The sequence below is a fragment of the bacterium genome (assembly GCA_030530825.1).
Taxonomy (GTDB): domain Bacteria; phylum Patescibacteriota; class Saccharimonadia; order Saccharimonadales; family Saccharimonadaceae; genus Nanogingivalis.
Genome location: JAUMUF010000001.1, coordinates 275,698 through 289,248, shown reverse-complemented (window position 1 = coordinate 289,248; position 13,551 = coordinate 275,698). Strand labels below are relative to the sequence as shown.

The 13,551-nt window shown below is 42.2% G+C and carries 11 protein-coding genes; 9 read left to right on the top strand and 2 right to left on the bottom strand.

Translation table 11 applies throughout. The annotated features are described in order from the left end of the window. Window positions 1-9: 9 nt before the first annotated feature. Together Q4A21_01515 and Q4A21_01510 are read left to right on the top strand one after the other, a co-directional pair. The gene (locus Q4A21_01515; protein ID MDO4902218.1) at window positions 10-513 is read left to right on the top strand and encodes a DUF2798 domain-containing protein; all 504 of its coding nucleotides are present in this window, start codon (window positions 10-12) and stop codon (window positions 511-513) included. Window positions 514-652: 139 nt separating this feature from the next. Then, window positions 653-811 (top strand): hypothetical protein, encoded by a 159-nt coding sequence (locus Q4A21_01510; protein ID MDO4902217.1) that lies wholly within the window; start codon window positions 653-655, stop codon window positions 809-811. Window positions 812-850: 39 nt separating this feature from the next. Here Q4A21_01510 and Q4A21_01505 read toward each other — a convergent pair whose 3' ends face one another. After that, a complete protein-coding gene (locus Q4A21_01505; protein ID MDO4902216.1) occupies window positions 851-2,533 on the bottom strand; it encodes an ABC-F family ATP-binding cassette domain-containing protein in 1,683 nt (560 codons plus the stop codon). After that, complete coding sequence (locus Q4A21_01500) at window positions 2,530-3,843, bottom strand: glycosyltransferase (GenBank protein MDO4902215.1); 1,314 nt, start codon at window positions 3,841-3,843, stop codon at window positions 2,530-2,532. The genes Q4A21_01505 and Q4A21_01500 overlap by 4 nt, the downstream gene beginning before the upstream one ends. A gap of 125 nt (window positions 3,844-3,968) precedes the next feature. Here Q4A21_01500 and Q4A21_01495 point away from each other — a divergent pair, with 125 nt between their 5' ends. The 7 genes from Q4A21_01495 to Q4A21_01465 all read left to right on the top strand — a co-directional run bounded on the left by Q4A21_01495 (window position 3,969) and on the right by Q4A21_01465 (window position 13,548). Beyond that, the gene (locus Q4A21_01495) at window positions 3,969-4,217 is read left to right on the top strand and encodes a hypothetical protein (GenBank protein MDO4902214.1); all 249 of its coding nucleotides are present in this window, start codon (window positions 3,969-3,971) and stop codon (window positions 4,215-4,217) included. A 112-nt stretch (window positions 4,218-4,329) separates the two neighbouring features. Further along, on the top strand, window positions 4,330-6,699 hold the full coding sequence (gene topA / locus Q4A21_01490; GenBank protein MDO4902213.1) for a type I DNA topoisomerase: 2,370 nt from the start codon (window positions 4,330-4,332) through the stop codon (window positions 6,697-6,699). A gap of 253 nt (window positions 6,700-6,952) precedes the next feature. After that, a complete protein-coding gene (locus Q4A21_01485) occupies window positions 6,953-7,978 on the top strand; it encodes a sigma factor-like helix-turn-helix DNA-binding protein (GenBank protein MDO4902212.1) in 1,026 nt (341 codons plus the stop codon). Between the two features lie 84 nt (window positions 7,979-8,062). Then, entirely contained in the window at window positions 8,063-10,822 is a 2,760-nt protein-coding gene (locus tag Q4A21_01480; protein ID MDO4902211.1) for a type IV secretion system DNA-binding domain-containing protein, read from the top strand. A 21-nt stretch (window positions 10,823-10,843) separates the two neighbouring features. Beyond that, entirely contained in the window at window positions 10,844-11,527 is a 684-nt protein-coding gene (locus Q4A21_01475) for an ABC transporter ATP-binding protein (protein MDO4902210.1), read from the top strand. Continuing rightward, the gene (locus Q4A21_01470; protein ID MDO4902209.1) at window positions 11,527-12,810 is read left to right on the top strand and encodes an FtsX-like permease family protein; all 1,284 of its coding nucleotides are present in this window, start codon (window positions 11,527-11,529) and stop codon (window positions 12,808-12,810) included. The genes Q4A21_01475 and Q4A21_01470 overlap by 1 nt, the downstream gene beginning before the upstream one ends. Next, complete coding sequence (locus Q4A21_01465) at window positions 12,811-13,548, top strand: rRNA adenine N(6)-methyltransferase family protein (GenBank protein ID MDO4902208.1); 738 nt, start codon at window positions 12,811-12,813, stop codon at window positions 13,546-13,548. Window positions 13,549-13,551 lie beyond the last annotated feature (3 nt).

The following is a 13,551-nucleotide window of genomic DNA, read 5'->3' as shown; positions in this document are numbered from 1 at the left end:
GGAAATTTTATGCCAAAAAATAGACAAGAAGGAATAGTCTTTGGATTTTTGATGTGCTTTTTTATGGTGCTAGGAATGAGCATCTATGTGATGCTCTGGCAGCATGGATGGACTCCACAAGTAATCACAGAAGCCTGGCTCGGACTACCGCTTTCATTCATAGTTGCATTTACGCTAGATGAACTCGTGGTCAATAAGCCAGCAAAAGTCTTTGCTCATAAATTCTTAATGAAAGATTCAACACCTCACTGGAGAAAGATTCTCGCTATGACGCTTTCAATGGTCGTGCCGATGGTGATTTTAATGTCGTTATATGGGTCAATTATCGCTGTCACTCACGGTGCTCCTATTGATGCGATTTTACCAATCTGGGGATTGAATATTTTACGAAATTTCCCCGCTGCGATGGTCGTAAACTTGGCTTTTGCTGGCCCAATAGCGCGCACAATCTTTGGATGGATCTTTAGAAAAGAGCAAAAAGACCTAGAAAAATTAGCCGAAGAAGAAGCCTAAAACCAAAAAATAACCGCCATTGAAAGGCGGCTTATTTTTATATAGTAAAATTCAAATAAAGTCTTGACAAAAGCGGTTTTCAGCGTTAAAATTGTTATTACTAAAATCGGCAAAAATAAAATCAAAGGAGGGCAAAAAAATGCCATTCTTCGAACCTTTAGACACAACTTTCACTACGAGAGATCAACGAGAAGTTGAATCTCTCCCAGATTGGGTGATGGCTGATGCGAGAATAATAGGCTCGCAAGCAATCGGGGTCAGAAGCGACCTTATCCATCACTGCGCAGTGAGAGTTTGAGTTTTGGGAGCATTTGGCTCCCTTTTTTTATTTTTGACGTTATTCCGCTCCGATTTGGACAATCTCACCGCCAATCTTCTTGCGAAAATAATCATCGTGGCTGACATAGATGATGGCGCCGGAGAATTTAAGCAGTGCCGCCTCCAACTCCTCTATGCTTGGCAGGTCAAGGTGTGAAGTTGGCTCGTCCAAAATCAAAATCTGCGGATCATTACTCAACATCTTTATAAGTTGAAAACGTGCCTTCTGACCACCGGACAATCTGCCGACAGGCGTATCAAAATCTTCTTCCATGAAAAGATACTGCGCCAGAAGTTGGCGGATTTTAGTCTCGGTGATGGACAAATTTTGATCCAGATAAACTCGCTCCACCGCCAATTTGAGTGGCATTTCCAAAAAATCGGCAGAAATCTCCTGCTCATAAACGCCGATTTTGATATTTTCGTCACGAAAAATCTCGCCGTCATAAAACTCCAAACCCCTATAATGCTCACCGAAGAGAATCGCCGAAATGAGCGACGATTTACCAGCACCATTGCGACCGCGAAGTTCCAACTTTTCGCCAAAACGCAAATCAAAATTGATGCTTTCAAACAAAATCTTGGCGTTGTTAACGCCTTCAAGCGCGTCTTCGAGCGAGCCGTAGCCAAGCGCCAAATTTTCCGCCCGAATCAAACTTCGCCGAGATTTTTCTTCCTCGGACTTCATTGAGATTTTAACATTGCGCGCCTTGAATTTGTGGTAAGACTCAGCCGCCTTAAAATTAAGCCCCTCAACATTTTCTTCATCAATCCAAAAAGTCGGGCGATCGATGGCTTCGAGTTGCGCCAAATTATCGCGAGCCCTAGATTCAAGCCTCTTAAACCGCTGAATTGTGCCAGGGTCGCGCGCGCGTTCCTTCATCCGCTGATATTCTCTCACCTTTTCACGCAAATTGGCGATAGTTTTGACTGTGTTTTCGTAATCTTGGATTTTATTGGTTGTCGAAAATGCGTTCTGCTTCAAATAATCATCATAATTTCCCTTAAAAATCAAACTTTGCCCATCGCGAATTTCAATGATTTTATCGACATTCGCCAAAACATCTCGGTCGTGAGTAATGACCAGAACTGCGTCTTGTGTAGTTTTCATCCAGTCGAGAAACTTTTTCTTAGCGGCAAAATCCATAAAGTTGGTCGGCTCATCAACCAGCGCAATATCGGCTTGAGAATGAATAATTTTAATAGTATCGACAAGGCGTTTTTGCCCACCAGATAAAGACTGAAGCGGAGCATTCTCTAGTCCGCTCAAGCCAAAGTCGGAGAGTTCAGCGCGGATTTTGTCTTCAATATAATGAAATCCTTTCTGATGAAAGGCATCGAGCGCGGCGGAATATTTTTCAATCAAGTTGAGATTATCCCCCATCTTTTCTGGCAAAGTTTTGACCAAATGAGAAAGGCGCGCGTAATCTGGCAGATCATTGAGCACAAAATCCATCACAGTTTGGCCATCGATATCGGTGTATTCTTGCCGGGTAGAGGCCGTCACAGCCCCACGACGAAGAATCACCTCGCCAGAGAAGTCTTTATCCGTGCCTTTGATAATGCTAAACAGCGTCGATTTACCGATACCATTTCGACCAATAAGACCAACTTTCTCGCCTTTATCGACGGCAAATTTCACGCCCGTCAGCAAGACTTTGTCGCCAAAACTTTTCTCGCTAATATCTACACTGAGTATCATTTTTTGTTGAATTTGGCAGAAATCTTGGCTCGAAATCCGCGAGGTTCTTTCTTTTTCTTTTCAATAACGAAATTATAAATCTCTTCAAACTTCTCAATCGTATAATTGAGATCGTGCTTCTTAATAATCTGTAGAGAATTCTTAGAAAATTCTTCTCTTAAAACTTTATCGCTTAAAATTTTATGAATGCTGTCGGCGATTTGCTCAACATTATCGGTCTCGCAAAGAAAACCGTTCACGCCGTCTTGACAAATCTCCTTAACCGCACCAACATCAACACCGATCACAGGTTTACCACAAGCCGCGGCTTCGAGATAGACAATTCCTTGCGTTTCAGTCGGACTAGCGCTCACAAAAACATCCGCCGCACGATGAAATTCGACCAAATCATCACCAAGTTGCGTACCCATAAAATGAACATGGTCGTGAATTCCGAGTTGATAGACTAGATTTTCCAGATTTACGCGATCCGTACCATCGCCAACGATAACCAATTGCGCATCTTTGACCTTTTGAAGAACTTCATTAAACGCCAAAATCAGCGTAGAAATATGTTTTTCCGCGTCAACTCGGCCAATATTCATAACAATCGGGCGCTTAGGGTCAAGCCCGAACTTTTCGAAGAAGTATTTCGAAGGTTTTTCTGGCGTAAAACGGCTCAAATCAATACCGTTGGACACCGCTTCGATCGGCATTTTTTGATTGTGTTTTTCACCAAAAAATCGCTCAATCGCAAGCCGCGTCGGCATCGTGGCATAATCCGCCTGAATATTAAAGCGCTTGGTGTAAAGAATTGTCGCGCGGTTAATAACTGGCGAAAAGGGCGCAAGAAGTTTAAGATTGTCGAATAAATTCTCTGGGCTTGAATGATTGGTGGAAACAATCGGAATGTGATTCTTTCTAGCAAAGTTAATCATATTTTGTCCAACCATCAACTGAAGTTGAATATGAACAACATCAGGCATAAAATCATAAGATTTACAAAACTTCTTAATCTCGCCGTAAGGCGCGAGACAAAAGCGATAGCCGTCGTTGAGATAAAGACGAGGAACTTTGATTTTTCCGCCAGCAAGAGTTTTGGGTGGGTCAAGTGGCTTAGTTTGACTTGGATAAAATGGAAAATTATAAGAAGTCAGCCTCACTACACGAAAACCGTCGGCTTCTTCTACATAAAAATCCCCGTTTTGGCTTGGCGCAAAAACGACAACTTCATGACCGCGCGCGGACATTTTTTCAGCCAAATTTTTAGTAAAAACCGATATTCCGTTAATCATCGGCCAATATAAATCAGATGCGATTGCGATTTTCATAATGGTTATAATTATATCAAAAATAAACTAGTTTTTCAACGATGTTGATATTTTCCGAGATTTGATATATAATTCAAAGCAAGATACAAGGCAAAAGCCTTAGTAACTTTAGGAAGAGGAAGAAAATGTATAAAAACTTCATAAACCTATCAAAGGGGGATATTCACACCCTGCTTATCAAGATAGCTGAAACAACCTTCTCTATCAAGAAAAAAAGGTTCTCCCTAGAAGAAGTAGCAGGGCCATTATACGAAGAATATAAAGACAATATAATAGATAAATCTTCTTTCTTTAAGTTTGTAAACTTAAAGATGAATATTCTTTGCGAAATGGGTCTAATAGGAAGAACAAGAATATTATTCTTCCATCTTTAACTAACCGCGTCAGCAACAGCTGGCGTTTTTTATTTTTTCGTGATAAAATGAAAACATTAGCACAATTTCTATTGAAATTTAAGAGGGAATTTGTTTTAATATATAAATATTTATGAAAAATCTAGTCATCGTTGAGAGCCCCGCAAAGGCTAAAACTATCGAAAAATACCTCGGAAAAGACTTCACTGTGATGTCGAGCGTGGGGCATATTCGTGCTATTGCCAAGAAAAACAAGGCCGGTGCGGACGCTATTGAAACTGAAAATGGCTACAAAACTACTTACGAAGTTGACTCAGCCAAGAAAAAAACTGTGGCGGAACTTCGAAAAGCTGTAAAATCGGCAGAAGAAGTCTGGCTCGCAACCGACGAAGACCGCGAGGGGGAAGCAATCGCTTGGCATCTCACGGAGGTTTTGAAGTTGCCGATCGCCAAAACCAAGCGTATTGTCTTTCATGAAATTACCAAAAGCGCCATCCTTGAAGCCATCCAAAACCCTCGCACCATCGATATGAAGATGGTTCAGGCGCAACAGGCCCGCCAAATTCTCGATCGCCTCGTTGGGTTTGAACTTTCTCCTGTTGTCTGGAAAAAGGTCCCCGGCGGAAAGTCTGCTGGACGCGTCCAAAGCCCTGCGGTCAAACTTCTGGTTGAGCGAGAGAGAGAAATTGACGCTTTCAACGGCAAATCTTCTTTCAAAATCACTGGCGAATTCGCTTCAAACTCTGGCGAAACTATAAAGGCAGAACTCAACCAAAAATTCGACACGGAGGAGAAAGCGCAAGATTTTCTTGCGCAGATTAAAGATGCTCATTTTACCGTTTCTAGCGTCTCAAAAAGCCCAGCCAGTCGCAATCCGAGCGCGCCTTTCACGACTTCAACACTTCAGCAGGAGGCCAACGCTCGACTTGGCTTCTCCGCCAAAACCACAATGAGCGCGGCGCAAAAACTCTACCAAAGCGGTCAAATCACATACATGCGAACCGACAGCGTCAATTTAAGCGCGCAGGCTTTGGCGGCGAGCGCGGCATTTATTAAAGAAACTTTTGGTGAAAATTATCACCATTTTAGAACTTATAAAACAAAATCCGCCGGAGCGCAAGAGGCTCACGAAGCCATCCGCCCAACAAATATAGCCAAAGAAGTCGCAACGGGCGACCAATACGCCAAGAAACTTTATGGCCTGATTCGCGCACGCACTCTCGCAAGCCAGATGGCGCCAGCACAACTCGAAAAAACAGTAGTCAGCGTGGATATTTCTGGACAAAATTATCTTTTTGAAGCCAAGGGTGAAGTTGCGATCTTTGATGGATTTTTGAAAGTTTATGCTTCGAGCAAGAAAGATGAATTCTTGCCAACTTTAAATAGCGGAGAAGCATTGACATTTCAAGAAATTATCGCAAAAGAAGTTTTTCAACGGCCACCAGCACGCTATACAGAAGGTTCGCTTGTCAAAAAACTCGAGGATCTTGGCATTGGACGGCCGTCAACTTACGCTACAATTATCGACACAATTCAAGTGCGCGGATATGCTGAAAAGGGCGAGAGTGAAGGTCAGCCCCGCGATGCGATTCAACTAAAAATCACACCAGATAACGACGAAATTTCAAAAGAAATTCTCCAAGAAAAGTCAGGTTCAACCAAAGGTAAGTTAGTCCCAACGCACATCGGCGGCGTAATGAGCGATTTTTTGAATGAGCACTTCAATCAGGTTGTTGACTACGGCTGGACGGCGAATCTCGAAAACGACTTCGACAAAATTGCCACCGGTGAAGAAGAGCGTAATACTGTCTTGGATGAGTTCTATAAGCCGTTCCATAAGTTGATCCTTGAGAGTGGCGGAATTGACCGAAGTCAAGTTTCTCAAGCGCGAGAACTTGGTGTAGACCCCAAGACCGGCAAAAAAGTCTTTGCGCGATTTGGTCGCTTCGGTCCAATGATTCAGTTGGGCGATAATAAGATCGAGGGCGAGGAAGTCAAATTCGCGCCAATGCCCGCGGGGCTAAAAATTGAAACCGTCTCGCTCCAAGAAGCACTCAAAATGTTCCAGTTGCCTCGTACAGTCGGCACAACTTCTACCGGAGAAGAAATCAAAGCAAATATCGGTCGCTTCGGCCCCTACATTCAAGTTGGCAAACTTTTTGTAAGCATCAAGCCACTTTCTCCTTTCGAAATTACAGAAGAAGAGGCGAGAATGCTTTACGAAGAAAAATTAAAGGCAGAAGCCAACAAAAATATCGCTGATTTTGGCGACGGAATCAAGATTATCAATGGTCGTTTTGGCCCATATATTACCGATGGCACTAAAAATGTAAAAATACCAAAAGACCAAACGCCAAGCGAGATCACTCACGAGCAAGCGCGCGCGCTTTTGACAGCCGCGCCAGACAAAAAATCTCGCACAACAACCAAGAAGACAACGGCAAAAAAATCCACAGCAAAGAAAACCTCAACCAAGAAAAAGTCAACCGCTTCAAAAAAATAATTGTAAATCGCTCTCATTTCGAGGGCGGTTTTTGTTGATTTTTGCTTAAATTCCTCCCAACATTTTAACCAGAAGCACAATCATCAAACCACAATTTCGAAAAAAATAAATTTTAATCACATTTTTTGTTGTTTTCGACAATTTTGTGGTATAATAATTAAGAAAGAGAGACAAAAAGATATTGACAAAGGGGTTGTATTATTATAAAATAATACAAATTTAGAATAATAATTTAACAAATTTGAGGAAGAAAATGGAGAAAAAATCGCAACTCATCAAAAATGTTTTGAAAGTCGCGCTGGAAGTAGTGGACAATCCGCGCGAGCAAGAAATTATTTCGAGCCGATTTGGTTTGAATGGCAAAAAAGAAACTCTCGAACAGATCGGCGAGCGACTAAATATCACTCGTGAGCGCGTTCGACAGTTGGAGAAAGCGGCACTAATCAGGCTCAAAATCGCAGCAGAAAAGGGAGTTATTGAAGGTCTAGCAGAAATCGAAAAAGCGATTATTCGAATTTTGGCAGAAAACGGCCGAATCATCAAAGTTAAGCAACTAACAGATATATTCTTCGAAAATGAAAAAGCAGATAGCGCAGTTTTGATTTTCTTGAGCGAAGTCAGCGCCAAACTAATCTTTGTTCCAGAAAACGACAAATATCACGCAGCAATCGCCAATGCAGATTACGGTGATGAGCGCAAAATTAAAGCATCTATAGATGAAATTGTCAATATCATTAAAAAACAAAAAAGTCCAATCACTTTGGATGACCTGGATAGCAAACTCGCCTATGAGCACCCAAGCCAGATAAACGCAATGGCTTCAATCAGTAAACTTCTTGCAACTTTGGGCGGAAAATGGGGTCTTGAAAAGTGGCCAGAAGTCAACCCAAAAAATATCCGTGACAAGATTTTTGTAGTTTTGGGCGAGGAAAAGAAGCCTATGCACTTCTCAGAAATTGCTGAAAAAATCCAGGCAAGCAACTTCTCCAGGAAAGAAGTCACCACTCAAGCCATCCACAATGAACTCATCAAAGACAAGCGCTTTGTCTTAATCGGCCGCGGGATTTACGCACTTGATATCTGGGGATTCAAAAAGGGAACTGTCGCCGATATAATTGAGGCTGTTCTCCAAGAAGCAGGCGAGCCGCTCTTCCGTGATGAAATCGTAAAACGCGTTCTCGAAAAGCGTAAAGTTAAAGAAACAACTGTTCTTCTCAACCTTCAAAGCAAAAAACAATTCAAGCGAGTCGCTAAAGCCACTTATCAACTCGCCAAATAACTTCCAAAAATCAGCCCAAAAACGGCTGATTTTCTTTCTCCAATCTTGACTTTTTATTGCGTTTATGCTACACTTAAAATACTTATGTCGGCATTTTTTACTTTTTTATTCAACCCTTTAGTTTGGCTACCAATTGTGCTTGTTTTGGCATATTTAACGCGCCAAAATTATAAAAAAATCGATAAAATCCAAGCGCTCAATACAGAGGCGGTTCTTCTTGCGCTAGAAATCCCTAAAACCAACGACAAATCAGAACTCTCAGCGGAGCAACTCTTCGCCAGCCTTCATGGAATATTGCGCGACGCTCAAGAGCTAAAAAACAACGGGGGCGTCCAAGAACACTTGAGTTTTGAGTTGGTTTCAACTAATGGCGCAATCAGGTTTTATGTATGGGTGCCGAAAATTCTTCAGAATTTTGTCGAAGGGCAGATTTATGCGCAGTATCCAACTGTTCAAATTTATGAGTCTAAAGATGATTACGCTGCAGCCACCAATCTTAAGCCAGTAGTTTATTCTGCAGAGTTAGAGTTGACAGATGATGAGGCCTTACCGATCAAGACTTTTGACGGCTTTGAAGTCGACCCGCTGGCAGGAATTACAGGGACTTTGGCCAAACTAGATGGCACTAACGACCAGATCTGGACACAAGTTTTGATTCGCCCAATTGCAGATGATTGGCATAAAAAATCAGACGAATGGATCAAAAAAGTCAAAGACGGCAAAAAGGGCTTCAAACTAGACTGGAAATGGCTAGTGCAGGCTTTTGGTGCGCTAATCAAACCGCCAGAATCAGGCGAGAAGAAGGACGAGAAGAAAGAACTTTCCGAGCGCGACAAAACTCGTGTTTCTAAAGCGGAAGAAAAGGCTACTAAACTTGGCTATAGGGTTAAAATACGATTGGCGTATCTCGGCGATGAAGAGACTACTGCTCGTCTCCAAATCCAAGCCTTAACAGGAACATTTAAGCAGTTCAATAGCACCAACCTTAACGGCTTCAAGATGGTTAGGGCAACTTTTGATCGCTCCAATCTCGACAACTTCGAGAATCGTGAGTTTTTTGACGGCGGATTCATTCTGAACATAAAAGAACTCGCCAGCGTTTGGCACTTACCGCACACCAATGTCGAGACACCCAACATCGTCTGGGCTTCAAGCAAGACTGCTGAACCACCTTCAAAGTTACCAATTCTCACAGGTGACCATACCGTTGACGAGAATATATCTGCTTTTGGATTAACCAATTTCCGCGGAATCAATCACCAATTTGGAATGCTTCGTCGAGATCGCTCGCGCCATCTCTATATTATAGGTCAGACAGGAACTGGTAAATCTGGTGCTCTCGAACTTTTGGCATTATCTGATATTTTTCATAATGAAGGTTATGCAATTATTGATCCGCACGGCGATTTTGCACAAAACAACTTGCGCTTCATCCCAGAGCATCGCTTAAAGGATGTCGTGTATTTCAACCCAAGCGACACAGAGTTTCCTCTCGGGTTTAACCCGCTAGAAGTCCACGATCCTGCGCGCAAAACCAATATCTCATCAGAGGTGATTGGTGTTTTGAAGCGTATGTTTGGCGACTCTTGGGGTCCACGCCTCGAGTATATTTTGCGCTGGTGTCTTTTGACTTTGCTCGAACGCCCAGATACGACAATGCTTGATATTTCGCGCTTATTAACAGATACGGAATTTCGAAAGGAAACCATCGATAAATATGTCGAGGATAAGGCCATAATTAAATTCTGGCGGGACGAATTTGGCCAATGGAGTGAAAAGCAAATCAATGAGGCGATTGCGCCAATCTTAAACAAGGTTGGAGCATTCACCACCAACCCGATCATACGTAATATTATTGGCCAACCAAAGTCCACTTTCAATATTCGACAAATTATGGATGAAGGCAAAATTTTGGTAGTAAACTTATCTAAGGGTTTGATTGGTGAGGACAATGCGGCAATCCTGGGGTCCTTCCTTGTTACCAAGATTCAATTGGCGGCACAATCCCGCGCAGATATCGAGAGGATTGAAGATCGTCGTCCGTTCCATCTCTACGTGGACGAGTTCCAAAACTTTGCGACGGATTCATTCGCTGTGATTTTATCCGAAATCCGTAAATACGGTTTAACTTTGACTGTCGCCAATCAGTATGTGTCCCAGATGACGGACAGCGTTCGAAATGCCGTCTTCGGGAATGTCGGCTCGATGATATCTTTCCGAGTTTCAGTTGAAGATGCGCCAATTTTGGCGGAGCAATTCAAGCCTCAATTCGACTCTTCCGACTTGATGAGTCTCAACAACCGACACTTTGTAATGACAATGATCATCAACGGCGAGAAATCTTCACCATTTTCTGCTACAACTTTGACTCTACCAAAGCCTTTCAATGATCAAACATTCAAAATTGTCGAAAATACTCGGCAAACTTACGCCGTTCCTCGCGCTGAAGCCGAAAAGATCGTTGAAGCAGCCGTGGCAATACCGCAAAATATGATCAATAAAAAAATGGCTGAGGCTCGTGGTTGGGATTGGAGCAAACCAGAATCTTACCGCCAAGAAACTCAAAAGCCCGCAAACAGGCCAAACCTTCGACCAAGTAAGGCGGAAATTAAACCAATTACGCCTGCATTTTCTGGCGGAAAAGTCGATTTTTCTTCTAACTTAAACCCTAAAAAAATCAGCCCCAACACGGCTGAGCAAAAAGAGCCGAACAATGGTCTTAAAGATATTTCTAAACTGCTCGAAGAAAAAGGCATAAATATTTCCAAGAAGAAAAAACCACGCCATAAAAGGAATGTTAGTGGTCAAGAAGAGCCTTCCAACGAATTAAAAATTTCGAGATAAGATTATAAATTAAGGAGAACTATGAATCTAATTGAAGTCAAAAATTTAACCAAAGTTTATCGCGACGGCAACAACTTTTTTAAGGCGCTGGATAATATTTCTCTCTCAATAAAAGAGGGCGAAAGCGTAGCCATCGTCGGAAAATCCGGCTCAGGAAAATCAACATTGATGCACCTGCTTGCCACGCTAGACAAGCCAACCGAGGGTGAAATCCTAATCGACGGACAAAACACAACCAAACTAAAAAAGCGCGCACTCAACAAACTACGCAACCACACCTTTGGCTTTGTTTTTCAGCAATTTTTTATGAATCCTAAAGATACGGTTCTCTCAAATGTGATTTTACCGTTAAAAATCGCAGGTGTGCCTTTTAGCAAAAGAAAAGACATCGCAATGCACGCGCTTGAAGCGGTTGATCTTGCCGACAAGGCTAAGAACAAAGCCAACAATTTGTCCGGCGGACAAAAGCAGCGCGTTTGTATTGCTCGCGCAATCGCCAACTCACCTAAGGTTTTATTCGCAGATGAGCCAACAGGCAATCTCGATTCCAATACGGGTGAGCGAGTTGAAAAATTGCTCTTTGACCTTAACAAAAATCAAGGAATCACACTAATCATCGTCACACACGACGAGGCTTTGGCGGAAAAATGCGATCGCCAAATACACATTCGCGACGGAAAGATCATTTCGAAAGGAGAAAAATAATGAATTTCATCGACATATTGAAAACTTCGAGCGTTAACCTTTGGCGAAATAAAGGCCGAACATTTTTGACCGTGATTGCGATTTTTGTCGGCGCTTTTACAATTGCCCTGACTTCAAGCGTAAATACCGGTGTTAATTCTTATATCAATAAACAATTGGCAGTTTTTGGCAATAGTCGCGCCATAACAATCAACAAAAAGCAAGAAGGATCCGCTCTCGTATCGACAGGGGTTCAAGAGTTCAAAGAAGACGCCAGCCCAAGCGATGGCAATTTTAAGTTGCTGAGCAAAGACGACTTAGCTAAGATTGAAGATATGTCAGAAGTCAAAAAAGACAGCATCCAGCCAACTATCCAGTCAACGATAGATTATATTCAGATTGGCGACGGCAAAAAGTTCAAAACTGGCGGACTAGTTTTTGGTGATGATTTTGCGCCAGATATCAAAACAGGTCGACTTCCACAAAACAACAGAGAAGTTATGTTAACGCAAGACTACCTCGAAGCGTTTGATATTTCGGCCGAAAATATTATCAATAAGACACTTAAACTTCGAATCTCAGATCAAATAACTAAAGAAAATAAAATTCTCGAAGTTAAAATCGTTGGAATTTTGAATAAAAATATAATCCAATCCAATTCGGTGCTTCTTCCTACAGATTTAGCCCAAGAGATTTATGACTTCAACACCAAGACCTTGCCAGCAGAAACTCGCGAGCAATATTTTGGCGCGTATTTTTACTTCAATGATGAAACTTTGGCGACTGATGATGAAAAATTCGACAATATTAAAAAAGAATTTGCAAAGCGTGGCTACTCGATTGCGCGACTTCAGGATAGAATTCAATCTGTTAGAGATATCGTCAACGGGATTACTGGCGCGCTAACCGTATTTGGCGCGATTGCGCTGATTGCAGCAAGTTTTGGCATCATCAATACTCTTTATATGAGCGTGCGCGAGAGGACTCGCGAGATCGGCTTAATGAAAGCGATGGGGCTTTCTGGCGGGAAGATTTTTGCGCTGTTTAGTTTTGAAGCGATACTAATTGGTGTACTTGGATCAATCTTGGGGATTTTGGCGGCTATTGGAGCAGGAAATTCGCTCAACAAATTTGCCGCGGAGAACTTCTTGAAAGGTCTTGAAGGCTTTAACTTAACTGAATTTTCTCTTCAAAGTTCAATTCAAATCACTATAATCGTGATGATTATTGCCTTTTTGGCGGGAAGTCTTCCAGCCCGATCAGCAAGCAAAAAAGACCCAATCGAGGCGTTGAGATACGAGTAAATGGCTCGAAATCACCGCATATCGCAAAACTTCCTGCGTTCACCCAAAATTGCGCTAATGCTCGTTGGCCACACCAACATCAGAAAGCGTGACTTTACTCTTGACATTGGCGCAGGAAGTGGTGTTATAACTTATGCTTTGAGCAAGAAATCGGCTCAAGTTTTAGCGATTGAATTCGACCGCTCAACATTCCAAAAATTAAAGCAAAACACTCGAGATTTAAAAAATGTAGAAATCCTAAATGCTGATTTTCTACACTTCAATCTCAACAAATTACCAAAGGATTATAAGGTTTGTGCCAACATTCCGTTCCATTTGAGTTCGGAAATTATTCAAAAGTTAGTCTTTTCTGGCAATCCGCCCAAATCGGCTTATTTAATTCTTCAAAAGCAATTTGCTAAAAAACTAATTTCAAGCAACCAGCATTTTACTTCTGCGCTGGGCGCCAAGATTTTTCCATTCTTTGAGGCAAAAATCAAAAAGCCGCTTCGAAAAACTGATTTTACACCGCCGCCTGCAGTCGAAACAGTGTTTTTTGAGATGAAAAGGCGAGAAGTTCCGCTGATCGCAAGGCAAGAAATTGGCGATTTTTGTGATTTCATTGACCGAATGTTTGCCAACAAGAACTTTTATCTCAACAACTGCGGCAGAAAGTTCCGCACGCGCACGCCAAGCCAACTCGTGGGTGAAGAGTGGCTAGAAATCTGGAAAAATCAGCAGAAAAATGGTAAAATATAGAAA

Excerpts from the sequence above, each read along its gene's own strand:
- Q4A21_01495 (MDO4902214.1), top strand. The coding sequence starts at position 3,969 with ATGTATAAAAACTTCATAAACCTATCAAAGGGGGATATTCACACCCTG.
- Q4A21_01515 (MDO4902218.1), top strand. The coding sequence starts at position 10 with ATGCCAAAAAATAGACAAGAAGGAATAGTCTTTGGATTTTTGATGTGC.
- Q4A21_01500 (MDO4902215.1), bottom strand. The coding sequence starts at position 3,843 with ATGAAAATCGCAATCGCATCTGATTTATATTGGCCGATGATTAACGGA.
- Q4A21_01465 (MDO4902208.1), top strand. The coding sequence starts at position 12,811 with ATGGCTCGAAATCACCGCATATCGCAAAACTTCCTGCGTTCACCCAAA.
- Q4A21_01480 (MDO4902211.1), top strand. The coding sequence starts at position 8,063 with ATGTCGGCATTTTTTACTTTTTTATTCAACCCTTTAGTTTGGCTACCA.
- Q4A21_01485 (MDO4902212.1), top strand. The coding sequence starts at position 6,953 with ATGGAGAAAAAATCGCAACTCATCAAAAATGTTTTGAAAGTCGCGCTG.
- Q4A21_01505 (MDO4902216.1), bottom strand. The coding sequence starts at position 2,533 with ATGATACTCAGTGTAGATATTAGCGAGAAAAGTTTTGGCGACAAAGTC.
- topA (MDO4902213.1), top strand. The coding sequence starts at position 4,330 with ATGAAAAATCTAGTCATCGTTGAGAGCCCCGCAAAGGCTAAAACTATC.
- Q4A21_01475 (MDO4902210.1), top strand. The coding sequence starts at position 10,844 with ATGAATCTAATTGAAGTCAAAAATTTAACCAAAGTTTATCGCGACGGC.
- Q4A21_01470 (MDO4902209.1), top strand. The coding sequence starts at position 11,527 with ATGAATTTCATCGACATATTGAAAACTTCGAGCGTTAACCTTTGGCGA.
- Q4A21_01510 (MDO4902217.1), top strand. The coding sequence starts at position 653 with ATGCCATTCTTCGAACCTTTAGACACAACTTTCACTACGAGAGATCAA.